Annotated in this window: 24 protein-coding genes and 1 other annotated feature; of the genes, 8 read left to right on the top strand and 16 right to left on the bottom strand. The window is 47.1% G+C overall.

Annotated elements, in window-relative coordinates; all coding sequences use genetic code 11:
* Window positions 1–29: 29 nt before the first annotated feature.
* Together ASF99_RS14420 and ASF99_RS14415 are read right to left on the bottom strand one after the other, a co-directional pair.
* The gene (locus tag ASF99_RS14420) at window positions 30–1094 is read right to left on the bottom strand and encodes an SDR family oxidoreductase (RefSeq protein WP_035395600.1); all 1065 of its coding nucleotides are present in this window, start codon (window positions 1092–1094) and stop codon (window positions 30–32) included.
* Window positions 1094–3229, bottom strand: a complete 2136-nt coding sequence (locus tag ASF99_RS14415) for an ATP-binding protein (RefSeq protein ID WP_055969601.1) — start codon at window positions 3227–3229, stop codon at window positions 1094–1096. The genes ASF99_RS14420 and ASF99_RS14415 overlap by 1 nt, the downstream gene beginning before the upstream one ends.
* 159 nt (window positions 3230–3388) lie before the next feature.
* Between ASF99_RS14415 and ASF99_RS14410 the strand changes: the two genes are divergently transcribed.
* Window positions 3389–3916: a restriction endonuclease gene (locus tag ASF99_RS14410; protein ID WP_023469692.1), complete on the top strand. Its 528-nt coding sequence runs from the start codon at window positions 3389–3391 to the stop codon at window positions 3914–3916.
* Between the two features lie 171 nt (window positions 3917–4087).
* Window positions 4088–4564, top strand: coding sequence for a hypothetical protein (locus ASF99_RS14405; RefSeq protein ID WP_023469691.1), 477 nt, complete (start codon window positions 4088–4090; stop codon window positions 4562–4564).
* Window positions 4565–4610: 46 nt separating this feature from the next.
* On the opposite strand, the gene ASF99_RS14400 is transcribed toward ASF99_RS14405, so the two are convergent.
* A complete protein-coding gene (locus ASF99_RS14400) occupies window positions 4611–5234 on the bottom strand; it encodes a DUF1836 domain-containing protein (protein WP_023469690.1) in 624 nt (207 codons plus the stop codon).
* Between the two features lie 116 nt (window positions 5235–5350).
* Between ASF99_RS14400 and ASF99_RS14395 the strand changes: the two genes are divergently transcribed.
* Window positions 5351–5998 (top strand): diacylglycerol/polyprenol kinase family protein, encoded by a 648-nt coding sequence (locus tag ASF99_RS14395; RefSeq protein ID WP_055969599.1) that lies wholly within the window; start codon window positions 5351–5353, stop codon window positions 5996–5998.
* A 3-nt stretch (window positions 5999–6001) separates the two neighbouring features.
* Here ASF99_RS14395 and ASF99_RS14390 read toward each other — a convergent pair whose 3' ends face one another.
* From ASF99_RS14390 to ASF99_RS14380, 3 genes are all read right to left on the bottom strand, one after another.
* Window positions 6002–6862, bottom strand: a complete 861-nt coding sequence (locus tag ASF99_RS14390; protein WP_055969596.1) for a tetratricopeptide repeat protein — start codon at window positions 6860–6862, stop codon at window positions 6002–6004.
* Between the two features lie 173 nt (window positions 6863–7035).
* Window positions 7036–8160: an alanine dehydrogenase gene (gene ald / locus ASF99_RS14385; protein WP_029342897.1), complete on the bottom strand. Its 1125-nt coding sequence runs from the start codon at window positions 8158–8160 to the stop codon at window positions 7036–7038.
* Between the two features lie 121 nt (window positions 8161–8281).
* The gene (locus ASF99_RS14380) at window positions 8282–9499 is read right to left on the bottom strand and encodes a PucR family transcriptional regulator (RefSeq protein WP_035395605.1); all 1218 of its coding nucleotides are present in this window, start codon (window positions 9497–9499) and stop codon (window positions 8282–8284) included.
* Window positions 9500–9643: 144 nt separating this feature from the next.
* Between ASF99_RS14380 and ASF99_RS14375 the strand changes: the two genes are divergently transcribed.
* Window positions 9644–11020, top strand: coding sequence for an alanine/glycine:cation symporter family protein (locus tag ASF99_RS14375; protein ID WP_023469685.1), 1377 nt, complete (start codon window positions 9644–9646; stop codon window positions 11018–11020).
* A gap of 55 nt (window positions 11021–11075) precedes the next feature.
* On the opposite strand, the gene ASF99_RS14370 is transcribed toward ASF99_RS14375, so the two are convergent.
* The 4 genes from ASF99_RS14370 to ASF99_RS14355 all read right to left on the bottom strand — a co-directional run bounded on the left by ASF99_RS14370 (window position 11076) and on the right by ASF99_RS14355 (window position 14838).
* Window positions 11076–11933, bottom strand: coding sequence for a sulfite exporter TauE/SafE family protein (locus ASF99_RS14370; RefSeq protein ID WP_023469684.1), 858 nt, complete (start codon window positions 11931–11933; stop codon window positions 11076–11078).
* A 114-nt stretch (window positions 11934–12047) separates the two neighbouring features.
* A complete protein-coding gene (locus tag ASF99_RS14365; RefSeq protein ID WP_023469683.1) occupies window positions 12048–13604 on the bottom strand; it encodes a solute symporter family protein in 1557 nt (518 codons plus the stop codon).
* On the bottom strand, window positions 13601–13927 hold the full coding sequence (locus ASF99_RS14360) for a DUF485 domain-containing protein (protein ID WP_023469682.1): 327 nt from the start codon (window positions 13925–13927) through the stop codon (window positions 13601–13603). The genes ASF99_RS14365 and ASF99_RS14360 overlap by 4 nt, the downstream gene beginning before the upstream one ends.
* Before the next feature lie 263 nt (window positions 13928–14190).
* Window positions 14191–14838 carry a TVP38/TMEM64 family protein gene (locus ASF99_RS14355; protein WP_023469681.1) on the bottom strand — a complete coding sequence of 216 codons (648 nt, stop codon included), beginning with the start codon at window positions 14836–14838 and terminating at the stop codon, window positions 14191–14193.
* A 238-nt stretch (window positions 14839–15076) separates the two neighbouring features.
* Between ASF99_RS14355 and trhO the strand changes: the two genes are divergently transcribed.
* Entirely contained in the window at window positions 15077–15991 is a 915-nt protein-coding gene (gene trhO, locus ASF99_RS14350) for an oxygen-dependent tRNA uridine(34) hydroxylase TrhO (RefSeq protein ID WP_023469680.1), read from the top strand.
* Window positions 15992–16049: 58 nt separating this feature from the next.
* On the opposite strand, the gene ASF99_RS14345 is transcribed toward trhO, so the two are convergent.
* Window positions 16050–16832 (bottom strand): alpha/beta hydrolase, encoded by a 783-nt coding sequence (locus ASF99_RS14345; protein WP_055969591.1) that lies wholly within the window; start codon window positions 16830–16832, stop codon window positions 16050–16052.
* Between the two features lie 15 nt (window positions 16833–16847).
* Window positions 16848–18524, bottom strand: coding sequence for a GGDEF domain-containing protein (locus ASF99_RS14340; RefSeq protein WP_023469678.1), 1677 nt, complete (start codon window positions 18522–18524; stop codon window positions 16848–16850).
* A 129-nt stretch (window positions 18525–18653) separates the two neighbouring features.
* Window positions 18654–18871 (top strand) — a binding site (T-box leader).
* 60 nt (window positions 18872–18931) lie between these two features.
* On the opposite strand from ASF99_RS14340, the gene argS reads away from it, so the two are divergent.
* Window positions 18932–20614: an arginine--tRNA ligase gene (gene argS, locus ASF99_RS14335; RefSeq protein WP_023469677.1), complete on the top strand. Its 1683-nt coding sequence runs from the start codon at window positions 18932–18934 to the stop codon at window positions 20612–20614.
* 30 nt (window positions 20615–20644) lie between these two features.
* Window positions 20645–21250 (top strand): hypothetical protein, encoded by a 606-nt coding sequence (locus tag ASF99_RS14330; RefSeq protein ID WP_050678446.1) that lies wholly within the window; start codon window positions 20645–20647, stop codon window positions 21248–21250.
* Window positions 21251–21312: 62 nt separating this feature from the next.
* Here the strand turns inward: ASF99_RS14330 and ASF99_RS14325 are convergent, their stop codons facing one another.
* The 3 genes from ASF99_RS14325 to ASF99_RS14315 form a co-directional block, all read right to left on the bottom strand.
* On the bottom strand, window positions 21313–21906 hold the full coding sequence (locus tag ASF99_RS14325; protein WP_035395612.1) for a metallophosphoesterase family protein: 594 nt from the start codon (window positions 21904–21906) through the stop codon (window positions 21313–21315).
* A gap of 76 nt (window positions 21907–21982) precedes the next feature.
* Window positions 21983–22396, bottom strand: a complete 414-nt coding sequence (locus tag ASF99_RS14320; RefSeq protein ID WP_023469674.1) for a carboxymuconolactone decarboxylase family protein — start codon at window positions 22394–22396, stop codon at window positions 21983–21985.
* Window positions 22397–22487: 91 nt separating this feature from the next.
* Window positions 22488–23366: a LysR family transcriptional regulator gene (locus ASF99_RS14315; RefSeq protein ID WP_055969588.1), complete on the bottom strand. Its 879-nt coding sequence runs from the start codon at window positions 23364–23366 to the stop codon at window positions 22488–22490.
* A 121-nt stretch (window positions 23367–23487) separates the two neighbouring features.
* On the opposite strand from ASF99_RS14315, the gene ASF99_RS14310 reads away from it, so the two are divergent.
* On the top strand, window positions 23488–24273 hold the full coding sequence (locus tag ASF99_RS14310; RefSeq protein WP_055969587.1) for a 3-hydroxybutyrate dehydrogenase: 786 nt from the start codon (window positions 23488–23490) through the stop codon (window positions 24271–24273).
* A gap of 109 nt (window positions 24274–24382) precedes the next feature.
* On the opposite strand, the gene ASF99_RS14305 is transcribed toward ASF99_RS14310, so the two are convergent.
* A complete protein-coding gene (locus ASF99_RS14305; RefSeq protein WP_023469671.1) occupies window positions 24383–24877 on the bottom strand; it encodes a YajQ family cyclic di-GMP-binding protein in 495 nt (164 codons plus the stop codon).
* Between the last annotated feature and the right edge of the window lie 88 nt (window positions 24878–24965).

Here is a 24965-nt window from a genome sequence, read left to right as displayed (position 1 = left end):
TTCCCTTGTGGAAGAACGATTGGACTTTTTTAGTGTGTTGCGTGTGTTTGGTAATACTGGACGAGTCGAGGCATCGTTTCTGCAAGGTCTGGACAAATAATACCAGTGTCCCGTAAGTCACGTAAGGCATGTGTCGTGTCATATTGAACGGGATGAATGAAGTAGTCAAGTGTCTGCCGTTGCATCTGAAGTCGTTTCGCGACAGCTGGAGTCAATGCCGTGCTAACGAGTCGAAACGGAACGATTCCGCGCGGATAACGTCCATAATAGGCGACGTGTAACATCTCAAAAATCGCACGTGCGCCATGTGGGAATGGATCCGTCAGATGATAGGTCTTATTTCTTCCGACCGGTGCATGACTGAGATAAGCGGTCGCTTCAATGACGTAATCATAGGGCACGAGATTGACGAGTGCGTTTGCTCGACCTGGGTACGGAAGAGGGGCGAAGGATTGCAGGAGACGCATCGCGTTCAGAACGAAATACACCCCATCCCATTTCGGTGTTTCGCCCGTTTCGGAATGACCGACGACGATCCCAGGACGGATGATCGTATAGGGGATCGTTCCGATTTCTTTACGGAAACGTACCTCTGCTAAATATTTCGTTTCTTCATAAGCATTTTTAAAGGTACTTGCTTGTAACTCATCTTCTAGAACCATTCCAGAACGAAGACCCGAGACATACGCTGTACTGAAGTAGATGTAACGCTCTAAGGTTCGACACGTATGAGCAAACTGTGTCACGTTCGCGGTACCGATCACATTGATCCGAAAGGCGGGTTCATATGCTGTTGCTAAATCATATAGCGCCGCGAGATGAAAGATGTGTGTGACGTCTTGTTGCAACATCATCCGCGCCTCTGATGATAAAGCAAGCTGTTCGACCGTGATATCGCCTTCGTGCAATACAAGTTGCTCCGATCGTAAGGATGTACGTTCTAGAAGATCCTGGCGTCGCTTAACAGCTGCGTTTCGCTCTGACGGTAAATGAAGCAAATGAAAACAAGCGATTTGATCCGGTACACGTGCCAGTTGTTCGATCAGTTTGGTCGCTAAAAAACCGGGGAAACCCGTCATGAAGTAGGTCCGCATCAATTCCATTCCTTTCTTGGATCACGTTCGAGTACAACGGTGAACGTCGAACCATCATTGATTTCTGATTCAACGGAAATCGCACCTCCGTGTGATTCGATGATTTCCTTACAGATGGCAAGTCCGAGTCCGGTTCCGCCGATTTTCCGGATGTCTGAGTTATCGACCCGGTAAAATTTCGTAAAGAGCTTTTCAAAAGCATTTTGTGGAATGCCGAGTCCATGATCTGTCACAGAGAATGTTGCTTGTTCCGGATTGGCTGAAAGAATGACTCGAATATGATCCGCCTGTGGAGAATACTTAATGGCGTTCGAAAGCAAGTTCAAGATCACCTGCTTGATTTTGTGCTCGTCCGCAAAAATCAGAACAGGATCCTCTGGTAGTTCTAGATCAATTCGATGCGTCTCGACGGTCTCACCATAGGCATCGACGGTTGATGCGAGAAGATCGCGTAACGAGAACGACGTGAAGGTATACTCCTGTTTTCCACCTTCTAGACGCTGAATGTCTAAAAACTCATTTAATAGCGTCGTCAATCGTTTCGTCTCTTCGTGGACGATCTCAACATACCGTTCGATTCGATCAGCCGATTGTTTTTTATATCGTAGTAATTCCATATAGCCAAGAATGGAGGACAGTGGCGTGCGCAACTCATGCGATACTGTACTGACGAGTTCGTCTTTTACTTGATCCATCTTCGCTTCCTCTGTCCGGTCACGGAAAACAAATAGGAAGCCATGACGAGAAATGCGGCTCTTCTCCTTTTTGATCGCAGTCGCATAAAATTCGAAATAAAGTGGACTGGACTCATTTGGTCGCTGTAACGTGAAACGAAACGATAGTTCAGAATGTTTTCCGGCGAGTAATTCTTCTACTTGTCGGAGCATATCGAATCGAGTGTTCAAATCGAGATTCGGAATCAGACTGATTCGTTCTTGAATCTTACTTGGTGCAATGCCTGGGACATCGAGTAATTTGCGTGCTTTGACGTTCATGAAGATGAAACTTCCATCCTCTTCTGTCAGTAGGAAACCTTCATTGGATGCTTGAAGAATCGATTGTGTGATATCACGCTGACGCATGATGGCATTTTTTTCGCGTTCAAGCATTTTCTCAATCTTTTTTCGTTCGGTAATATCACGAACGACGGCGACACGCATCCGGATATTGTTGTAGATGATTTCACGCGGGAAGACTTCGATTTCGACAGAGGTTCCGTCGGCACGTTGACCGAGAACTTCGTATGGTTCTTCTCGATGCTCCTCGATGCGTTGCAAGACACGCGCGTGATGATCCGGATGAATCAATTCAAGCGTCGTCTTGCCTTTCATTTTCTCGAGTTTCGTCCGGAAAATGACTTCTGCTGCGCGATTGGCATCGATGATGATTCCGTGGTCATGAAAGATGACGGCTTCAACGACGGATTCCGAGAAGAGTCGGAAGCGGCGTTCGCTTTTCGTCAGATGCCATTCGATTTGTTTTTGCGGTGTGATGTCCTGAATGAGCAGGAAGTACGTATCGTTTGGTAACCGTGTCATATAAAGACGCCCATGGAACGTTGAGCCATCCAAACGATGATAGGTCCATTCATTTTCGGCTTCCCGTCCATGCAATAAAAAAAGTTGCGCGTCCGATAAGTCTTTTAAGTTCAATTGTTCGAGATGTTGACGGCGGGTAGTGATTTCCTTCGCATCATGTAGAACCGTCGCTTGGAGACCCATGATGTCTTCGGCATGCTCGAAACGAAATAAGGTGCTTGCCACCTCGTTACAAGTTTGAATCCGAAACTCCGAGTCGGTGATGAATAGAGCAGTATCTAGTGTTGAATTGAATAAGTCCTCGATTTTCAGGGGAGCGACATGGACAAGAAAATAGTCCGTCGCTTCAATCGCTGTGACTGTTAATTGATATGTCGTTGAAATGACGGCTTCCTTCTGTAATGGAAAGAAATCATCCGTGATGGGAAACAGCTCCTGAATGGTTTCGATATTCGGAGCGTTCATGAACTGGTGTTGAAACGCGTCATTATGAAATTGAATCTTTCCATTTGCATCGACTAGAAGAACGGGGTCTTTCATAGCACGTATCGTCGCGTGAATGATTCGTATCGATGAAGGGGATGAATGTTCTGCCATGAGCTACCTCCTGACTGGTCTTCGACCATGGATTTTAAGACAGTCTTTCCTCAGCTTACTTCTGCAAGATGAGGCGTGTTTCCTGTTGAAGGAAGCAACCGACGAAGAATTTTAGTATAGTGAAAAAAAGGTCACGACGAAGTAGAGGAGAAAAGCACGATGAAACGATTGAAACGAAAACGATTGTTACTAGCAGCTTTGTTTGCAATGATAGGAATTTTCGGAACTTATTTTTTTTCGAGTTCTTGGGAACCTTTAATCTTAATCATCAGTATAGTAGGGTGTATCCTTTTTCTTCTTTTGTCCATTTTAACGCCGTCGCTTGAAAAACGACTCGATCGAATGGAAGGACGAGAATTTGAAGAATGGCTTGCCGATTTATTTGAAACAGCAGGATATCGAGTCGAGTTGACACCTGCTTCACGCGACTTCGGAGCAGATTTGTTGATAGAGGATGAACGAGGGTATAAGATTGCCATCCAGGCAAAGCGATATAGTGCGGCTGTAGGGCTCGAAGCGGTTCAACAGGTCGCTGCCTCGGTTCCATTCTATGGGATGGACGAGGGGTGGGTCGTTACGAATTCGACCTTTACGGAAGCTGCATATCAGCTAGCGGAACCAAATCAGGTTCGCCTCATTGATCGGGAAGAATTGCTCGCATTTGCAAAGGAGATGAACCTGCATTGAACATGTCGAATGATTGTCGACAAAAGGGGGTTGTCAATTTGGAGAAACGGTGCAATAATCATTTTCGTTAACGAAATATCATACAGATAAAGAAAGTTAAACTATACAGGATGTCTAAATAAACTGGGGACGAAAAACCAGCACGTTTTAGCAGTGAGAGGAGAATTTCTGTTGCGCAAAGTTGTCTATGTGCAGGGTTGCGTTTTTTCGCAAGGTCATGCCGCGATTTATGATGAAGCGCACCAAATGATCGGTGCGGTTCAACACGACGAGAATGGTCGTGTTCAAGTAATGAATGGTGAAGGTAGAGGGGTAGCGTTTGGTAAGTTCATTCCGACGTGTAAGAAGTGGGTCGTGATGAACCATGATGGACAAGAGGTAGGTCAAATGCGTGAGAAGTTTTCGCTCTTCTCGAAGAAATGTGAGTACAACGTGTATGAGCGTGGTACATTCACGATTTCCTTCGACCTGACAAAAGGAAAATTCTCCGTACGGAGTGCAGCTGGAGAAGTCGTTGCTGAATTGTTGCAAGACGGTGATGAGTACCGTCTCGTCAAGGATGCTGACAAACTCTCGATGTACGAACTACTCTCTGTCTTGAAAAGTCTGACGAACAACGTCCACTATAAATCACTGACAGCCGTCTAAATAAAAAAAAGATGCCTTCCATGACATGGATGGCATCTTTTTTTCATCATGTCGTTTGCAGAACATGATGGAGACGTTGTTTCGCTTCGTGCGTTAAATGCGATACACGACGGGCATAGAGACACAGTTGGAGAACGTGGACAGTTTCAGGGCGATAAGCGTTAATGCGCTCGAGCGAGCGTCTGAGACGCTTCTCCGTCAATTCGATCGGACCACTTGTCTCCGCGTGTTGCGTGTAGACGAGATAAAAATTAAGCGGACTGATTAAATCATCCTCATCAATATTCGGATTCTTGAAGACGATCGTCAGCAGTTCTCGTGTTTCTTCTAACGAGAAGAGGTGTTTTAAATCATCCAGTAGATAGATGATCGAAGCCTGATTGATCGAGTACTTCTTTCCGCGATGCGGTACGCCGATGATGTCCCGGACTTCACGTTTCGTCCAGTTCTGGATCGTCGTCGCTGACATATGTTCGCCGATCAGGGCATTTGCCAAATGAACGATTTCATTGATGGATAGACCATTTTTTAATGGATCGAATTGCTTCAAGCGATTGATGACCTTCGGTAATTCTGTACCTTCCGTTGCGACGAGGGGTTCGATTCCTTTTCCTTCGTTCAAGCGTTGCAGACAACTTGATAATGTTTGGACTGCTTGAGCATCATACATTTCCAAAACTTCCTCTCTAGGACGTCATTTGACCTTATGTTATCAAATGAAGGTTCAATAGGGCAAATGGCAACTGAAACAACGTACAATAATAGAAAAGAAAGGGGGGAATGACGATGGAATGGATAGCTGCTCTTGGCACGATTGGAATCGTCGGGCTAGTTCTCGTCATCCTGGAAGTCATTGGACGCCGTTTCGACTTTTCTCCCGAGACGGTTCGGAAATGGATTCATATTGCTGTCGGTCACTGGGTATTTCTTGCGCTGCTCTGGCTGGATCACTGGTACGTTGCGATCGTACCGTTGTTATTCTTTGCTGTCGTGAATCTAGTGACACTACGAAAAGGAATCGGTCAGATGCACGATGTCGATCGTCCTTCTTACGGAACGGTCTATTATCCACTCGCTCTAGCGGGACTCGTCTTGTTCTTCTTCGAGCGACAGCCGATGGCGCTCGTTGCGGGAAGCATGGTGCTTGCTTGGGGCGACGGTCTCGCTGCTCTCGTCGGAAAACGCTACGGAAAGACGTTTTACGTCCGTGGTGAGACGAAACGATCCTTTGAAGGAAGTATCGCCCTATTTTTGGCGTCATTCCTCGTGTTGACCGTGACGTTCTTGTTTTATGGACAACCGATTTGGCTCGCTGTCAGTTATGGCTTCTTGCTTGCGAACATCGCAGCCTTGATCGAAGCCATCTCATATCGCGATCTCGACAACTTGATCTTGCCATGGACGATCGCGGCACTCGTCGCGTTTGCTTTTTGACTTTCAGTCGCGTAACAACAATTGTTTGAAATAGAGAAAGCGTAATCGAATATAGTCCGGGTACGCACGCCAACCTGCATGACGGATGGTCATATCCCGACACATATCCTGAAAGACATGGCGATAGATCTTTTCTTCGGAATCGTCGTAAACAGCTGCGAACAAGCCATGCTCGAGCATGTTGGAAAGGCATTCGTCGAGCTTAGCGTAGAGGGTCTCCTCGCTGTCTTCGCGCAATGTAGCATGCAGCTTCTCATATTGAATGCTTTGATTGACAGAAGCTGTCGCATGAAAGACGGTGGTTTTGTCGAGATGAGATACGCCAAGGATTAATGCATAGAGTGCTTCCAACATGTCGATCGAATGACCGTCTAATTGTTGGATGGAATCAATGGCCATCAGCGTATCGATTCCAGATGCGCCAACCTTCTTTAAATATGTAAACGCATGGACGGCTGATTCCCCATAAAATTGACGATGATTGTAATGGACGGCAAGGAAACGATGTCCTGCTGGCTCTTCAGGAAAGCGTGTGATGGCCGATAGGAAAAACTGTTCTGCTTCGTGCATATACCCTTCCTCTTCACTGATGATACCGAGGAGTATGTATCCTTGCACATGCTCGCCGAGTTGCTGATGTGTCTCTTCGATCAGCCGGCGCGCTTGAGTGTGTTCGTTCTTGAAATAAAGGGAATGGGCTGTAGCAATGTTGAGCAATGGATGAGATGGGACAAGAACACGTAAGCGCTCGGTTGCGACAATACGTACGCTTTCTTCTGTATCGGATGTCAGTGCTTCGAGTAACGCCACTTCAGCGACGTGGCTCTGGAGTTCATGAGAATGGGCGGTTATGGTTTGTGTCATGTAATGAGATCCCCTCTACTAGTTCAAAATCATAAGTCTTCGTTTCTCATCATATGACAAGCCGGGTGGTGCCTCAAGAAGTAATGAAGAGATTCGCCTGGGATTCCTTCTTTTCATAAAAAATAGTCGATGGTTCCTCGAAAAGGAATCATCAACTATTTCTACTTTCAAGATCATGCGTGTAGGTGAAGCACATCTTCAACGGATTTGTACGTGTATCCGAGATCGCGTGCGACTGCTTCGTACGTGACGAATCCTTGCGCGACGTTCAATCCTTTTTCAAGAGCATCGTTTTCAGCAAGCGCACGGTGTGTGCCTTTGTTCGCGAGCTCAAGGACATACGGAAGCGTTGCGTTCGTCAATGCTAGTGTAGACGTACGTGGAACAGCACCTGGCATGTTCGCGACTGCGTAATGAACGACACCGAATTTTTCATATGTTGGGTCATCATGCGTCGAGATACGATCGACCGTTTCGAAGATACCACCTTGGTCGATGGCAACGTCAACGATGACAGCGCCCGGCTTCATGCGTTTGACCATGTCGGCAGTGACGAGTTTCGGTGCTTTTGCACCTGGAATCAAGACAGCACCGATGACAAGATCACTCTCAGCGACCGCTTCAGCAATCGTGTACGGGTTTGAGATCAACGTGTTGATCGAGTTACCGAAGATATCATCGAGCTGACGAAGGCGTTCTGGGCTGACATCGATGATCGTGACATCCGCACCAAGACCAACCGCGAGTTTCGCAGCATTCGTTCCGACGACACCGCCGCCGATGACTGTGACTTTTCCACGACGAACCCCAGGAACACCTGCAAGCAGGATGCCCATACCACCGTGTGGTTTTTCTAAGAACTGTGCACCGATTTGTGATGCCATGCGTCCTGCGACTTCACTCATTGGTGTTAACAATGGAAGGGTGCGGTTCTTTTCAACCGTTTCATAAGCGATTGCTGTGATGTTCGAATCAACAAGCGCACGTGTCAATTCTGGCTCAGCCGCTAGGTGAAGATACGTGAACAATGTCAAATCTGGACGGAAGTATTGGTACTCTGAAGCGATCGGCTCTTTGACTTTCAAAGCAAGTTCGGCTGTTGCCCAGACTTCAGCAGCAGTCGCGATGATTTCAGCACCGGCTTTGACGTACTCTTCGTTCGTGAAGCCACTCCCCATACCTGCCATCGATTCAATGATGACACGATGTCCTTGTGCATGTAACGCTGCTACCCCGGCAGGTGTTAATGCAACACGGTTTTCGTTGTTTTTGATTTCCTTTAATACTCCAATGATCATGTGAACGCGATCCCCTTTCGCAAATAAACAAATCAATTTCTCTTCTTCTTCAGTATACGAGAAATGAAAGCGTTCTACTTTATCGGCGTTTTCAAAAATAACCGATATCCTTTGTGTAAAATCACAAAGGATATCGGTCTGCTTTTAGGTACAAATAAAGTAAGGAGCGTTCAGGTAAAGATTCCATTCGAATGCCCGCTTCCTCCTCGATCCGTCGCATCCGATAAAGGATCGTATTCGGATGAACATGGAGATGGGAAGCGACTTGTTTGACGTTCCCATCATAATGAAGAAACCACTCTAGCGTCTCACATAAGGAGGAGGCATGTTTCACATCGTAAGCACGCAGACGTTCGATTTCTTCCAAGCGAACCGTCCGCCGTCGCAGACGCTCCGAGAAAATCGGTAAGAGCTGGAATAAGCCGAGGCGTTCGTAACGAGTGACGTTCTTCAGCTCAAATGGAAAGGCGTCCTTTAAACGTAAGACGATGCCAGCTTCTTCATAGCGCTCCGGAATCGCTTGGACGCCCGTGAAGACTTCACTACTTGCTGCGACGAAGTCCGTATAATCGAACCGCTCCGCGAGCAATTGTCGAAATGATTGGATGAAGGCGTCGAACTGCAGACGCTCTTGTTCTGCGTCGCGGTCGTTTGTGCTGATCCACAAGATGAAATCTGTTTCATCATACGCGTAAAGTAACGGACGAACTGTCTGCTGAATCGTCAATAAATAGCGCAGGCGATCCGCAAGTCGTGGTGTGATTGCTTCCGAAAAACGAATGACCGTCAAACGGCTAATACCGGGTGGTGCGACATGGAGCTTAGAGAACATCTTCAGAATCTCCGACTCGGATAATTCTTCATGTAATAACTCGAAGAAAAACTGTTCCGTTTGCTCTTCCTTCCGTTTTTTCTGCATGTCGATCGCCAGTAACTGACGTTGGGCAAGCAATGCTCCTTTCTTTAAATCCGCTAGTTCCGATGGAGTAAAAGGAGTGCTTCGAGCAATCGACCAAATATAGCCGAGAATTTCTGAATCTTGCTTGATTGCAATGGCGACACGATCGTTCAATCCGACATCCGTGCGTGCGGAAATAATGAGTGGATCATCTTGTGTAGCAAGGCTCTGGATGACTTCATCTTTCCAGAGTTGGTCGATGACCGATTCCGGTACCCGGCGACCAATGATCGTTGCGACACGGGCAGGGTCTGTATCAGCCGTATGCGTACTATACGCAAGAAGGCGGTGATTGCGATCTTCAATCGTAATCGGGGCATTCAAGGCAATACCGATCGCTTCCGCTAAGTCGTCTAAAGAATGATATGAAGCTTCTAACATGGGATTTCCCTTCTTTCTCTTTCGCTCGATAGTTTTAGTATATCTTCTATTGTGTAAAATCACAAAAAGTATTCTTTTGTATTGTAAGAAAACACAACTACATGCTACGGTAAGCCTCGGAAAAGACAGAGAGGATGAAATGGCATGGAAGTATTACGTCTGATATCGGCTTGGGTCTGGGGGATTCCGAGTATGATGTTGTTGGTAGGAACAGGAGTATACTTTACGATCCGCTTACGTGGTCTTCAGTTTCGACGTTTAAAACAAGCGTTTCAATTATCTGTTCAAAAATCAGGGCAAGGTGAAGGTGAAATCAGTAGCTTTCAGATGTTGATGACGTCCCTCGCAGCGACGATCGGAAACGGAAACATCGCAGGGATCGCAGTCGCCTTGACGATGGGCGGACCGGGCGCAGTTTTTTGGATGTGGGTCATCGGTTTAATTGGAATGGCGACGAAATATGCAGAAAGCCTCCTTGCCATTCTCTTTAGAAGTCGAAACGAACGCGGCGAAGCCGTCAGTGGACCGATGTATTATATCGAGAAGGGACTAGGACCTAAATTTAAACTACTCGCCATCCTGTTTGCGGTATTTGGTTTAATCGCATCGTTTGGTGTCGGGAACACGGTGCAAGCGAATGCGATGGCAACGGTGCTTGAGCAATCGTTCCGTGTGCCGCTGCTATTGTTCGGCATTCTGCTCGCGATTGCGGTCTATGTATCGATTCGTGGTGGACTTGAACGCGTCAGTGCGATCTCGACGATCTTTGTTCCGATCATGAGCTTACTTTATATCGGTGCCGCTTGTGTCCTTTTAATATTGAAGGCGGATCAGATTCTACCAGCCTTTGGTTTAATCTTTGAGTACGCCTTCCAGCCGCTTGCGCCTGCAGGAGCCTTCACCGGTGTATCGATCATGATGGCGATGCAAGTCGGTGTAGCACGTGGTATTTTCACGAACGAAGCAGGACTTGGGACAGCAGCCTTGATTGCCGGATCTGCGAAAAGTGAGCGTCCGGTCGAACAGGGATTGATTTCGATGACGAGTACCTTCATCGTGACCTTGATCGTTTGTACGATGACGGCACTCGTCCTTCTGACGACAGGCTTTTGGGATCCGTCAGGCGGGCTACATTCAGGTATGACGCATGATGCGAATCTTTCCGGGGCAGCACTGACAGCAACCGCCTTTGCGAGTGTCCTTGGATCATTTGGAGAATGGACTGTCGCCTTCTCCGTCTTCTTCTTCGGTTATTCAACGATCATCGGTTGGTATGTCTATGGAGAGAAGTGCTTGGAGTACTTGAGCGGCACGACACGTTTCAACGAAGGATATCGTGTTTTCTTTGCGCTCGCAGCCTGTTATGGTGCGGTCGCGCAATTAGAACCGTTGTGGCTTGTCGCAGATATCGCGAACGGGCTGATGATGATTCCGAACTTGGTTGGAATGTTGTTCTTGTCGCACTTAGTCATTGAACAAACGAGAGACTATGAACGAGCCGGTCACAAACGAGTGGCTTAACGGAAAAAAGCGGTGATGCCTGATAGGGGCATCACCGCTTTTCTGATGAGACGATTCATCCATTCGTTCGACGACGGCTGTAGATGAGGAGTGTCAGTAAGAAAATCAAACTAAGCGCAACGAGAACGGAGAGTGAAGCGACGTTCCAGCCGATGATCTCGAGTAACACACTGACCGCAACCGTCAAATAGAAGATACCGAGGTACTTTTTGACGAACGGACTTTCGAAATGCGTCAACTGCTTCGCGCCAATCGGTGCTCCGAGCAAGGCGCCGACAATCAGCATGATCCCGACGAGGATATCGATATTCGTGCTCGCGACCGTATAGTTGACGAGACCCGATAGGACGATCAGTAACGCAGAAGCAATACTCGTTCCGACTGCACGTTTCAACTCATAGCCAACGATCCCGACGAGTAACGGTGTGATGATGAATCCACCGCTGACACCGAGAAGCGAAGAGATGAATCCAGCGAACAGACCAGTGAAGGCAAGAGCAAGATATCGATTTTTCCAACCCGTCTGTTCACCGGTCGTCGCTTTCGGACGTAAGAACTTATTCGCGAAGTAGAGTAAGAGTCCGATATAAACGATTGAGATGACGAGATGGGCACCGTTGACTTCCTCTAAACGAAGGACGAGTGGTGTCGCGATCGTCGAACCGATGATTCCAACGCCCCCGACGACAAGACTATCGCGCCAGACGACATTTTTAAGACGTAAGTGAGAGATCGTACCTGAAACCGTTGATCCGAGAGTCAACATGAGACTGGTCGCGATCGCAACGCTTGGAGCATATCCTAAAATGAGTAGTAGGGGCGTCAAGATGATACCGCCACCGATTCCGAAAAAGCCGGAGATGATTCCAATGAAAAATCCGAGGATTAAGAAATAATAAAAAGCGAGATCCATGTACAGTCTTCCTTTCCTTTTCTTCTCTATTATCCACTTAGTATGGCAATGAATGAGAAGAATGTAAAAGGGGACGGCTCCTTCAAGGGGGTTGAAGGAGCCGTTAAGGGGAACTTATTCTTTTGACGCGGCGACTTCTGCAGCAGCATCGATACCGGTATTGGCCTTGACTAAGATACGTTCGAAGTTACCGGCAACTTCGTTCGATTTCGTCAACAATGTCCCGACGATGGCTCCGAGGAAGCCAAGTGGGATAGAGACGATTCCTGGATTCGTCAGCGGGAAGAGGGCTTCCCCGACGAACAAGGCTGAACCGTCGACTGCCCAAAGATTTGGACTGAGTGCGACGAGAATCAGTGAAGAGAATAACCCGACGACCATACCTGTGACAGCTCCGCCAGTATTGAAACGGCGCCAGAAAATCGTCAAGAGAATGACTGGCAAGTTGGCACTTGCCGCGACAGCAAAGGCAAGCGAAACGAGAAACGCGACGTTCATCGTTTGTGCGAACAATGCCAGTACCATCGAAATCAAAGCGACGGCGATGGACGCGAGTCGTGCTGCCGTCATCTGTTCTTTTTCCGTTGCTTGTCCTTTACGTAGAATATGACTGTAGAAGTCATGGGCAAAGGCGGATGCTGCGGATAAGACGAGTCCTGCAACAACGGCGAGGATCGTCGCAAAGGCGACTGCAGCGACGAACGCAAAGAGTAAATCACCACCGAGCGCTTGGGCGAGAAGTGGTGCCGCCATGTTACCAGCAGCATTGGCAGCAATGATATCTTCAGAACCGACGAAAGCAGCGGCACCAAAGCCGAGGAAGATCGTCAAGATATAAAAGGCACCGATGATCCACGTCGCATATACGACGGATTTACGAGCAGTCGGAGCATCCTTAACAGTAAAGAAACGAATCAAGATATGTGGTAATCCAGCCGTTCCGAGAACGAGTGCGAGATTCAATGAAATCGTATCGAGCGGTAATTTGAACTTGTTTCCGGGATTCAAGAATGAATCACCGAGCGGTGTCGCTTGTTTGACTTCTGCAAACATCTTGAAGATCGAAAAATCGAACTTGGCGAATACCATGAATGAGATGACAGCTGTTCCTGCCATCAAAAGGATCGCTTTGATGATTTGGACCCATGAGGTCGCTGTCATACCACCGAAGACGACGTAGACGGTCATCAAGATACCAACGATGATGACACTTGTCGTGTAAGGAATTCCTAATAACAATTCAATCAAGGCACCCGCACCAACGAGTTGGGCAATCATATAGAAAATCGAGATCGCGATCGAGTTCATGGCAGCAACTCCACGAACTTTTGATGCGTTAAAACGAGCAGCGATCATATCCGCCATCGTGTATTTCCCGAGGTTCCGAAGTGGTTCGGCAACGAGATACAAGACAACGAGATAGGCAACGAGGAAGCCGATCGAGTAGAAGAATCCGTCGAATCCAGCTAAGGCAATCATCCCGGCAATTCCGAGGAACGAGGCAGCGGACATATAGTCGCCGGCAATCGCCATCCCGTTTTGCGCACCAGTGAGACCGCCATCCGCTGTATAAAAATCGTTAGCTGTTTTTGTTTTACGGGCAGCAAAGTATGTAATGACGAGCGTCAAACCGACGATCGCCGCAAATAAAGCAACGGCAGTATAATTCATTTCGACTCCTCCTTGATTTGTTCGACGAGTCGATCAAAGGCACGTGCTTTTTTGCTATACATCATGCAGAACGTCCACGTCATGATGAACTGAGCAAAAGCGAAGATCCAAGCACCCGTAATATCACCGAATACCGGCTGATTTAAAATCGTAAAGTAGCTTGTCAAAATCGGAAGCGTAAAATAAAAAATAAGACAGAAACTGATGGCTGGAAGAATGAAGCCATTCTTTTGACGCATCAATTGTTGAAAGGTAGCACTCTCGACGATTGCTGGAGCGGATTGAGTCGCTTCATTTTTTTGAACTTCGGACACTTGATGCATGAGGCCGCCTCCTTTAAGGAATGAATGTAAATTCATTATAAGGATGTCGTTTCTGGAAAAGCTATCCTAATTTTTATGAGGAAAAGCTCATTATTATATTAATATTGGTCATACCAATTTAATGTAAGCGTTTGCAATATTGAACATTGTTTGAACGTTATTTTTATATATTAATTACATTGGAAAATGATTCAAAAGACCTAGTCCGCAAAAAATGAGAACAGCTTAAAAAGCCTGTCTATGGAATCATAGACAGGCTTGAGTCATTTTTCAGATGGACGTTCGATCTTATCTTCGATTTCCCGTAAATGATCCGCACGTTTTGAGAGCGCACGACGCTTCAACCATTCTTCCGTCCCGCGACTGACTCCCCAGATGGCGAGTAAAATCAAAAATAGAAGGACAAGACGCATCGGACGTTCAAGGAACGTGGACCATTCCTTTCCGATCAACGAGAAGATGATGACGACGATCAGACGACCGGCACCAGCAGCAATCAAATACGTCCGCAGCGATAGTTGAATCATGGCGGAAATGGACGTGATGATGAACGCAGGCATGAACGGAAGCGAAAAAAAGAATCCGAGTGAGATGGGACTCATGTGACGAACACGTTCGATCCACTGTTGCGCGGCATGGTGTTTTTCAAGCCAACGCGTGACCGGACGACGAAATAGATATCGAATACAAGCGAAGACGACGAGTGATCCAAGCATGCTCCCGACCCATGATACGAGAACACCCATACCAAAACCATAGGTTGCCGCATTCGCGGAAATGATCAGGACGAGTGGCAGGAAAGGAAATAGAGACTCAAGAAACGGGGCAATCAAACCGGTGGCAGCTCCTCCAGGTAAGTCTTGGAGAAAGAAAATCATCTGCTCGATCCAGTCACGAAGTGTATGGAGCATTCGGAATCCTCCTTGCAAGATGTACTACTGTGTTTTATTTTACCTCTTTCTGATTGAGAAAGGGAATGAAATTCCTTGAAAGGGATTCAGGAATTGTAGATTGTACATTCGAAAGGGAGTTGGTATTATACTTAAATGGGTGCGTTTTGCAGGCGTTCCCAGCTAGTCAATAGCTAGACGCTTCGTTTGCCAACGTTCGTTTTACTGCAAAAAACTGACATGGGGGCTAATGAGGAATATGAAACCTTATCGCGTACTATTATTTTATAAGTATGTTCCGATCGAAAATGCGGAACAGCTAACGAAAGAGCATCTTGCTTATTGTAAAGAGCTCGGTATTAAAGGTCGGATTTTGATCGCACCAGAAGGAATCAACGGAACACTCTCTGGAACGGTCGAACAAACGGAACAATACATGAAGGACTTGACGGCGGATCCACGATTCGCTGACATCGAATTCAAAATCGATGAAGTCGAAGAGCACGCCTTCAAAAAGACGTTCGTCCGTTACAAAAAAGAACTCGTCACATGGCGTTTTGAGGATGAATTCAACGTACCAGAAGAACACGCTGCGTATCTTGAACCAGCAGAGTGGAAAGAAATGATGAAACAAGATGATGTCGTCATTCTCGATGTACGCAACAACTATGAATACGACCTCGGACACTTCAAGAATGCTGTAAAAGTGGATGTCGATGCTTCACGGGAATTCCCGGAGTGGCTTGACGAGAACGAGCATTTGTTTGAAGGGAAAAAGGTTCTCACATACTGTACGGGTGGCGTTCGTTGTGAAAAATTCACGGCGTACTTCCGTAAACGGCAACAGAGTGATGATATCTTCCATCTTAAAGGCGGAGTCGTCATGTACGGAAAAGATGAACAGACGCAAGGAGAAGACTGGGAAGGCGAACTATACGTCTTTGATGAGCGTGTACAGGTTCCTGTCAATGCCGTCAATCCTTCTGTCGTCTCAGAATGTTACTACTGTGGAAAACCGGAGACACGCTACGTTAATTGTGCAAACCCGGAATGTAATCGACAGCACTTCTGCTGTGAAGAATGCGAACCAAAAGTCATGCGTTCGTGTTCCGATGAATGCCGGGAGCATCCGCGCAACCGTTATGAAAAAGAGCAACAAGAAGAATTAGTATAAGGCACGCGTAAAAAGCCGGAGGATTTCTTTAGTAGAAATCGCCCGGCTTTTTGTGTATTCACGAGGAAGGAAACAAGAAACGCAAAACATCCGGTAAACGTTTCGCCCAAGCGGTTTCATGATGAATCGCTTCCGGGATGATCGTATAGCGACTTTGAGTAAGTTTCTGTTCGACCGCTCGCGCTAAGACATCATTTGTGTGTAAATAATCCGTTTCGGTCATCGGACCACTCACTTCTTTTGTCCCGACATCCATATAACAGCGATGGGCAGTAGACAGCGACGGACTGCGCTCGATGAATTCAAGGAGTGAGGAGAAGTTTGCCCATCCGGCCGTCGACAGGGCAGCGACGCGCGTGATGACTTCCGGATATGCGAATAATCCATAAAGCGAGATGACGCCACCCATCGAGCTGCCGATCATCGTCGTATCGTCAGGGCGTGTCGCGTAGTTGGCATCAATGTATGGTTTTAACTCGCGGATGATCCAGTCCATGTAGACCTTACCGTTTCCCCCGATTGATTTCCGGTACGAAGGATAAGCAGTCCGCATCAATAAAGCTTCATCACTCCAAGGAGCGTAGTCATCGTAACGATCCATTCCGTCTTCTGGACTGTCGATCGCGACGACCATTGCCGGAATCTGTGTCTGTTGTAGCGCAAGATGAATCTCCCAGCCTTTTCCGAACGAGGCGGTTTCTCCACTGAAGACGTTTTGTCCATCGTGCATATAAATCACTGGTAACGCTTCAGAAGGATCCAAATGGGGCGGACGATGAATCCGAATCGTCCGGTGAGTTTGTGATGTCGGTAGCGTCATTTCAATTTCCGTAATCGACAATAGAGTCACGACCTTTCAAAGGTTTGCATAATGCGCGGTACAATTGCGTCCATTGTGTTTTCCGCCGACATAGAGTGCATGGTCGGCTTGACGTAACGATTCTTCGAACGTCCGTTGATATCTTTCCTCCACTGTATCAATTCCGAGGCTGACGGTTAAGGACAGTCGGTGACCATCGACGAGGAAGGGACGATCCATGACCGCATGGCGGACTGTCTCGGCAATCTGGATAGCAGCCTCTTGACTACCATTTCGCAACAGAAGTACGAATTCCTCCCCACCATAACGAGCAGCAAAGACATCATCATATTGCAATTGGATCGCCTGGATACGTCGACCGAGTTCACGAAGGACGAGATCGCCCACTTTATGACCGTACGTATCATTGACACGTTTGAAATGATCGATATCGAACAGGATCACGGAGAGCGGATAGCAGTCAGCCGCAAATTCCTGCCGACCGTGTTCATAAAAAGCACGACTATTCGGTAATTCGGTCAAGGCATCGGTCCGACTTTCCGTATAGAGTTGGACCGTTTCACGTGAGCGTTCTAAGACGCGACAAAAGATACGGAGCAAACGAGATAATTCGTCGGCATTTGTCGCATCATAGGCGTCTGCGACTTGATGGAATAGGATGATCGAAACATCGACCTCTCCGCTCGTAATCGAAGGAATCGCTAGCATCGAGTGACGATCGACAGGCAATCCGATCTGAATATCGTTTCCCCAGTCACAACGAAGACCATAGATGATTGGGGTATGCAAATCGTCGGCTGACAAGGAATGAAACAGTGGTAACACGTCGATCGGTTGTTTCGTCCGGATGTTATAGATGACTTGTTTCCGCTGTTGTTGAATCGAGATCCAACCTTCAGAAAACGGCAATAGATGCGGTAAATCGAGGAGCAACGAATCGATCGTCTCGCGCTCGAAGCGGGAAATCAACAAGTGTTCCTTCGCATCATCAAATCGCTTAGCATTATCGTTTGCTTCAAGGGAGTCACCACGCTCTTGCAACAGACGTTTGAACAAAAAGAGAATCAAGACGGAAACTGTAGCCGCGACGAGCGGACTTTCATCGTAGAACCAGATTCCAAGTAGAGCACTTAACATGCTAATCCCGTAGACGAGGGACTGAAGCTTTACGAGACGTTGCCAGTCGTATTTCAAGTAGAGGAAGCGATTGACGAATAGACATTGGAAGTAAGAGACAAGGAAGACGGTGATCAAAAAGCCGATGAAAGGGAGTAAGGCTTTCGTATACGTAAAGTTTGAGCCGATTGGTCCGCCGAGCGCATAATACGCAAAGGCCGGAAGCGAGATGTAGACTAAATCGAACAAGGCGTTGATCGGGTAGAGATAAACGAAACGTTTCCAACGAATCGCTTTTCGGTGAGACATGAATTGAAAGACGAGAATACCGACTTGGCTTAAAATCAAGGCGTACGTTAAACCATAATTGAGGAATAAAAATAAGATGATGCCTTCTTGGAATGTATAGTAAATGCCACCACGACGGACATTATCGAACTGAAACAGGAGAACGAGTCCGAATAAATAAAGAGTGTTGATGATGGAGACAGAAGGATGGAAGGTTGGTGGATGAACGATGCCGATCACTAATAATGTCAAGGCGACGAGACCGAAGACGATCCAGCTCGTCCGGGCTACATGTTGGTAGTAGCGCATGAAACATCCCTCCCCCTGAGAAGTATCTTTTATTCCTATACCCGAATTGTGGAAATTTTGATAAGCCATTTACCAAAAAAATAAGGTTGAGAGAAAAGAAAGAATTGCGTATAATGTGAAAGATATCGAATACAGTCGATGATGAAGAGAGTAACGGTTGATATTCGTCAACTAGCGAATCAGGGAATGGTGGAAGCCTGAGGACGAACCGGTCGTGAAACGCACTTCTGAGACGCTGCCCGATTCCTGATGGAAAAGGCGTAGCCGGGGGAACCCCGTTATCCCCGAACAAGGTGGGTGTCGAGTGACACCAAGAAGAGTGGTACCGCGGTCATTCCGTCTCTTTGCGCGTGGCGCAAGGGGCGTTTTTTATTGCCAAAAAATCAGTAAAGCAGGAGGAAATAAAGATGAGTTATAAAGCGCAGTATGCAGAAGTATTACATCACGTCATGGAAGGTGCCTTATCGGTTGAACAAATCGAACAACTGATCGAGCAACCGAAACATGAAGATCATGGAGATCTGGCATTCCCATGTTTCATGCTCGCTAAAGCATTCCGTAAAGCACCGAACATGATTGCTTCGGAGCTCGCAGAAAAAATTGACGCGCCGTTGTTCTCGAACGTTCAAGCTGTTGGTCCTTACATCAACGTCTTCTTGAACCGGGAAGTCGTCTCGCAAGAAATCGTCAACCAAGTCCTGACGGAGCAAGAGGCGTTCGGATCAAGTGAAGCGAATGGAAAAACGATCGTCACTGATTTTTCATCACCAAACATCGCGAAACCCTTCTCGATGGGGCACTTGCGTTCGACGGTCATCGGGAACGCGCTCAACCAAATCTCACGTAAAAAAGGGTACGACGTCGTCGGTGTCAACCACTTAGGGGACTGGGGAACACAGTTCGGGAAATTGATGGTGGCTTACACGATGTGGGGTGAGGAAGAAGCGGTCCGTGCAGAACCAATCAAGGAATTGTTGAAATTATACGTCCGGTTCCACGAAGAAGCGGAAACAAATCCGGCACTTGAGGATGAAGGACGTCTCTGGTTCAAAAAACTCGAACAAGGTGATGAGCAGGCAACGACGCTTTGGACGTGGTTCCGTGAAGTCTCACTCGTCGAGTTTAACCGTGTCTATGAGATGCTCGGTGTTAAATTCGATAGCTTGAACGGAGAAGCCTTCTACAACGATAAGATGCAACACGTCATCGATTTGCTCGAAGAAAAAGATCTCCTCGTCGAATCAGAAGGGGCAATGGTCGTCGACCTCGAAGCAGAAGGTATGCCACCTGCTTTGATTAAAAAGAAAGATGGCGCAACGCTTTATGCGACACGTGACTTAGCAGCTGCTGTCTATCGTCTCGAAACGTACCGCTTTGAGCAAGCGTTCTACGTCGTCGGTGGGGAACAAGCGCTTCACTTCAAGCAATTGTTCGCAGTCTTGAAGAAACTTGGATTTGAGAACGTCGACGGAATGCACCATGTGCCGTTCGGTCTGATCATGAAGGACGGAAAGAAAATGTCGACGCGTAAAGGTCGGATCGTCTTACTTGAAGAAGTACTACAAGAAGCGATCGACGTTGCGAAGCAAAACATCGCGGAAAAAAATCCGAACTTAGCGAATGCCGAAGCCACGGCTCGTCAAGTCGGTGTCGGCGCCGTCATCTTCCACGACTTGAAGAACGAACGGATGAACAACATCGAGTTCGATCTTGAGCAGATGTTGAAATTCGAAGGCGAAACAGGACCGTATGTCCAGTACACGAATGCCCGTGCGCACTCGTTGCTCCGTAAAGGTGGCTATGATGGCACACCATTCGCTGGTAGTGCCGATGATCATGCATGGGGTGTCGTCTCGATGCTAAACCAATTCTCGACGGTCATCGATCGCGCGTTCACACGTCGCGAGCCATCAATCATCAGCCGCTACGTCTTAGATCTTGCACAAAGCTTCAATAAATACTACGGACACGTCCGTGTTCTCGAAGATGACGCAGCAAAACAATCGCGTCTTGCACTCGTCAAGTCGGTCACGATCGTCTTGACAGAGGGTCTTCGTTTACTCGGTGTCGGCGCTCCAGAAGAAATGTAAGACCAATCCACGAATAAGAAGAGGTAGATTATGAAGACTGAGACGAAAGAACGATTACAGCAAGCTGCTTCACAGATGAAGCAGGAGCCTTTGGCAGAAACGGTCGCCTTTATGGCTGATTTTCACGGGAAAGTCGCTGCTTGGTTACCGGGAGAGTCTGTCGATTTCGTTCACGATTTCGTGACGGCGCCGGAAGCCGATTTGATTGCTCCGATTGAAGGAGACGCATTACGGACGAAAGATAATTTTGAATTCTTCATGCGTAAGAAACAGACACGAAAAAAACTGGGTGAACTGTTGACGCTTTGGAAGTCGGCACGTACGACAGAGACGTTGAGTCAAATCGATGCGATCGGATTGAAAAAATGGCTCGCTCGTAATGAATTCCGTTCGGAAGACAAACCATGGGATTATTTGAACCGTCTGCATGTTCTCCTGTTCCTTGATTTGATGACGACGATCATCGATGATCATCGATTGACGAGTCTGCATGAGCAACTTGTCGGTACGACACCAGTCCCGACGAGCTTCGTACGTCGTCAAGGGGATGTCCGTCAAGTCATCGAAACATTCGCGGAAGAGACGAACTTCACACAAGTGGATGTCGTCAAGGCATCGCTTGTCCGTTATCTCTGATCAATAAGATGCATGAACAAAAGCCGTCGAGCCCTGTGCCCGACGGCTTTTGTCGTATCCTCTTACTTCGCCTGATAGAATACGATCGTTTGTTGCTCTGAATCGTAAAGACACCATTCTCGTTCGAAGACGACGGGACCCAGATTGACGGCATATCGTTTTCCTTTGATGGATAAAGTTTGACCTAGTGGGCTCGATTTGGCGATACCATTTCGAAACAAACCTCTGATATGACTATGACCAAAAAAGAGTAACGGTTCGCGTTGTTGTGACAGGTCGGGTAGAAAATCCCGCGACCAACTGAGTTGATCTCCATGAATCAATAACGCCCCCTCGATCCGTTGTTTTCGAGGGCAATCGCGTAATGCATCGATGACAGGAGACAGATGTGGTGGAACGAGAGACAGGATGCGCTCTTCTTGATTACCCAGTAACGTCTTAAAATCAATCAGCTCTATAAAATCATCATCGAGCGTCACGACGAGGGAGAGCGATTCGAAAGAATAGCGCTTCGCTCGCTTTTTACCGACATGGCATTCATGAACATCACCGAGACAAAACAAATGCGCATCGGGAGCGATCCGCCGTATGTCAGCTAGGACAGCCGCTGTGTCGGCTACTGAACTGTGAAGATCCGCAAAAAGGGCATAACGCATGATCGATCACTCCTTTGTTAAGGAGATACCCGAAAATGCGTCATGCCCATCTTTTTTCAATCAAGTCATGCGTATCTTATTCTGTTTCGACTGTGACGCCACGTTCTGCGAAGACGACTTTTGCGACTTCGAGTGCGTTCAAGACACGTGGGAATCCAGTGTAAGGAACAAGATGCATGATAGCTTCGACGATTTCGTTTCCTGTTAAACCAGCTGTCAATCCAGTATTGATGTGGAGAGCGAGCTGTGGTTCTGTACCTTGTGTGACGAGGGAAGCAATCGTCACGATTGCGCGGTCACGATTGACGAGACCATCACGGCTGTAAACTTCACCGTATGCGAAATCCGTGATCCACTCACCGACTGCTGGAGCGATATCTTTCAGGGATTCAGAGATTTTGTCATGCGTCGATTGTGCAGCGTTTGCGTCTGTGAATTCGCTGAGTTTTTTAACGCCTGTTTCGTGACGTGATTCAAAATGAGTTGCCATGGTAAAGGACTTCCTTTCTTTTTTAACGATGTTCTCATCGTAAAGGAAGAATTTCCATTCTACAAATACATGGTTTTTATGAAAGGTATGCTTATTTGGAATACATATCGCTGACGAATTGAATCCATTTCCGCGTCACGTACGATTGGTAGCGACCGGTTGGAACGGCGATTCCTAAGTGCCACGGGACTCGTGTTTCAAGTGGGATCGTTTTGACGCCACGAATCGAAAAGCGATCCGCGATCGAACGCGGAAGGACGGTCACGGTATTTCCTTCTGCGACAAGTAAACATAAGAAGTCCCACTGCGAGCTCACCCGAGACACGTTAGGCGTAAATCCGGCATCTTGGCAGGCGTTCAAGACAACATCGTGGAGCGAGAACGTTTCGTTGAACAAGACGAACGGCATGTCGGAAACTTCTTCTAACGCAATCATCGACCGATCAGCGAGTGGATGATCACTCGGTAAGAATAAATGGAGTTCTTCTTCAATGAAGGGGTGTGTCGTTAAATGCTCATCCGAAGGCAGCACCGTTGCGATCAAATCGACTTCACCGGCGACGACCGCTTTTTCTAACGCATGTCCACCGGCTTCGATTAATTCGATTTGAATCATCGGATACATCTCTTCGAAGCGACGCAGTAGACCTGGGAAAAACAGCGAACCAATTAGTGGGGGTACGCCGAGACGAATCGTTCCCTTCGTCAGATGCATGACATCATAGAGATGAGAAGGCAGATCAAATAACTGTCGCAGAATCTTTTCACCTTCAATCAATAAGGTCTCGCCGGCATCCGTCAGGACGATTTGTCGTTTGCTCCGGTCGAACAATTCCATCTCAAGTTCTTCTTCTAAGTGACGGACCATTTTACTAAGCGTCGGTTGCGTGACGTGGAGATGTTCAGCGGCACGAGTGAAGCTTTTGAAGCGTGCCACTTCCGTAAAGTATTCCAGTTGGCGGAAATCCATTAGTATTCTCCTATTCTTTTGAGTTATAGATGTCATAACAAGTATTCATTTTTATTATTCTTTCAATCAGCGTACAGTAAAGAGACCGAACACGTAAAGATAAAGAAAGAAGGAATCCATCATGATGAAACAACTCGAAGGAAAAGTCGCGTTAATTACAGGAGCAGCAAGCGGAATCGGTCTTGAGATCGCTGAAGAATTCGCTCAAGAAGGTGCGAAGGTCGTCATCGTCGATCTTCAGGAAGAAGCTGCAAAACGCTCTGCTGAAACGCTTCGTGAAAAAGGCTTCGATGCGTTTGCTGTCGCAGGTGATGTGACAAGTGAAGAGGCAATCAAATCAAGTATCGATCAGACGGTCGCACATTACGGAACGATTGATATCGTCATCAACAACGCGGGAATGCAGCACGTCTCACCAATCGAAGAGTTCTCGACTGAGAAATTCGACTTGCTTCAAAGCATCATGCTTCGTGCACCATTCCTCTATACGAAATATGTCTTCCCGATCATGAAAAAACAAGGCTCTGGACGGATCTTGAACATGTCATCGATCAACGGATTGATTGGTTTTGCAGGGAAAGCTGCTTATAACAGTGCGAAACACGGCGTCATCGGTTTAACGAAAGTCGCAGCATTAGAAGGGGCAACTTCGGGTATCACGGTCAACGCGATTTGCCCAGGATATGTCGATACACCACTCGTCCAAAACCAATTGTCTTCGCTCGCTGAAACACGGAATGTACCGCTCGAACGTGTACTAGAAGAGGTCATCTATCCACTTGTTCCGCAACAACGGTTACTCCAAGTCAAAGAAATCGCGGATTACGCTATTTTCCTTTCAAGTGACAAAGCGGCAGGTGTCACGGGTCAAGCTGTCGTTCTCGATGGTGGTTATACAGCGCAGTAAGCAACGATATAAATGAAGGGAGGTACTTTTTGGATACAATCCAGAAAGCACCTCCCTTTTTTGTTTGATGGACTGAACAAAAACGTTCAGCTAATTTGACGTGAGTGGATTAACGGAAGTTAATGAACTGAACATCGACCGATAACGGAAGTTCACGAACGATTTGCATGACTTGTTGCAAGTCGTCACGTGATTTACCTGTGACACGGATTTGATCATCTTGGATTTGTGTCTTCACTTTTAATTTCGATTCCTTGACGGCATTGTTGATCTTTTTCGCATCGTCACGATCAATTCCGCTCTTAAGGATGACACGTTGGCGAACCGTATTCCCAGCAGCCTGTTCGACTTTTTCGTACTGCAGGTTTTTGGTCGGGACTTCGCGCTTGATCAATTTTGCTGTTAAGACATCTTTGACTTGATCGAGTTTGAAATCGTCATCTGAGATTAGAATCAAATCCTCTTTTTCGAGCTTCATGTCGCTCTTTGAACCTTTGAAGTCGAAGCGGTTCGTGATTTCCTTCAATGCGATCTGGACGGCGTTCTTGACTTCCTCGATGTTGATTTGTGACACGATATCAAATGAATTATCTTTTGCTGCCATGTTAATCTCCCCTTTCATTCCACTCTCTATTTTAGAGAGGAATACCGGAAGCGTCCACTGCTTTGAAATTTTGTTATAATAAAAACCA

Origin of the sequence: Exiguobacterium sp. Leaf187 (assembly GCF_001423925.1) — a bacterium.
Classification (GTDB): domain Bacteria; phylum Bacillota; class Bacilli; order Exiguobacteriales; family Exiguobacteriaceae; genus Exiguobacterium_A; species Exiguobacterium_A indicum.
The sequence above is the reverse complement of the archived record's forward strand: the minus strand, read 5'-3'. Positions and strand labels throughout refer to the sequence as shown.

Coding starts and splice junctions, on each gene's coding strand:
- trhO (WP_023469680.1), top strand. CDS start 15,077: ATGAAACCTTATCGCGTACTATTATTTTATAAGTATGTTCCGATCGAA.
- ASF99_RS14410 (WP_023469692.1), top strand. CDS start 3,389: ATGAAACGATTGAAACGAAAACGATTGTTACTAGCAGCTTTGTTTGCA.
- ASF99_RS14305 (WP_023469671.1), bottom strand. CDS start 24,877: ATGGCAGCAAAAGATAATTCATTTGATATCGTGTCACAAATCAACATC.
- ASF99_RS14325 (WP_035395612.1), bottom strand. CDS start 21,906: ATGCGTTATGCCCTTTTTGCGGATCTTCACAGTTCAGTAGCCGACACA.
- ASF99_RS14315 (WP_055969588.1), bottom strand. CDS start 23,366: ATGGATTTCCGCCAACTGGAATACTTTACGGAAGTGGCACGCTTCAAA.
- ASF99_RS14360 (WP_023469682.1), bottom strand. CDS start 13,927: ATGCATCAAGTGTCCGAAGTTCAAAAAAATGAAGCGACTCAATCCGCT.
- ASF99_RS14365 (WP_023469683.1), bottom strand. CDS start 13,604: ATGAATTATACTGCCGTTGCTTTATTTGCGGCGATCGTCGGTTTGACG.
- ASF99_RS14395 (WP_055969599.1), top strand. CDS start 5,351: ATGGAATGGATAGCTGCTCTTGGCACGATTGGAATCGTCGGGCTAGTT.
- ASF99_RS14415 (WP_055969601.1), bottom strand. CDS start 3,229: ATGGCAGAACATTCATCCCCTTCATCGATACGAATCATTCACGCGACG.
- ASF99_RS14330 (WP_050678446.1), top strand. CDS start 20,645: ATGAAGACTGAGACGAAAGAACGATTACAGCAAGCTGCTTCACAGATG.
- ASF99_RS14375 (WP_023469685.1), top strand. CDS start 9,644: ATGGAAGTATTACGTCTGATATCGGCTTGGGTCTGGGGGATTCCGAGT.
- ASF99_RS14370 (WP_023469684.1), bottom strand. CDS start 11,933: ATGGATCTCGCTTTTTATTATTTCTTAATCCTCGGATTTTTCATTGGA.
- ASF99_RS14355 (WP_023469681.1), bottom strand. CDS start 14,838: ATGCTCCATACACTTCGTGACTGGATCGAGCAGATGATTTTCTTTCTC.
- ASF99_RS14320 (WP_023469674.1), bottom strand. CDS start 22,396: ATGGCAACTCATTTTGAATCACGTCACGAAACAGGCGTTAAAAAACTC.
- ASF99_RS14340 (WP_023469678.1), bottom strand. CDS start 18,524: ATGCGCTACTACCAACATGTAGCCCGGACGAGCTGGATCGTCTTCGGT.
- ASF99_RS14380 (WP_035395605.1), bottom strand. CDS start 9,499: ATGTTAGAAGCTTCATATCATTCTTTAGACGACTTAGCGGAAGCGATC.
- ASF99_RS14390 (WP_055969596.1), bottom strand. CDS start 6,862: ATGACACAAACCATAACCGCCCATTCTCATGAACTCCAGAGCCACGTC.
- ASF99_RS14420 (WP_035395600.1), bottom strand. CDS start 1,094: ATGCGGACCTACTTCATGACGGGTTTCCCCGGTTTTTTAGCGACCAAA.
- argS (WP_023469677.1), top strand. CDS start 18,932: ATGAGTTATAAAGCGCAGTATGCAGAAGTATTACATCACGTCATGGAA.
- ASF99_RS14400 (WP_023469690.1), bottom strand. CDS start 5,234: ATGTATGATGCTCAAGCAGTCCAAACATTATCAAGTTGTCTGCAACGC.
- ASF99_RS14310 (WP_055969587.1), top strand. CDS start 23,488: ATGATGAAACAACTCGAAGGAAAAGTCGCGTTAATTACAGGAGCAGCA.
- ald (WP_029342897.1), bottom strand. CDS start 8,160: ATGATCATTGGAGTATTAAAGGAAATCAAAAACAACGAAAACCGTGTT.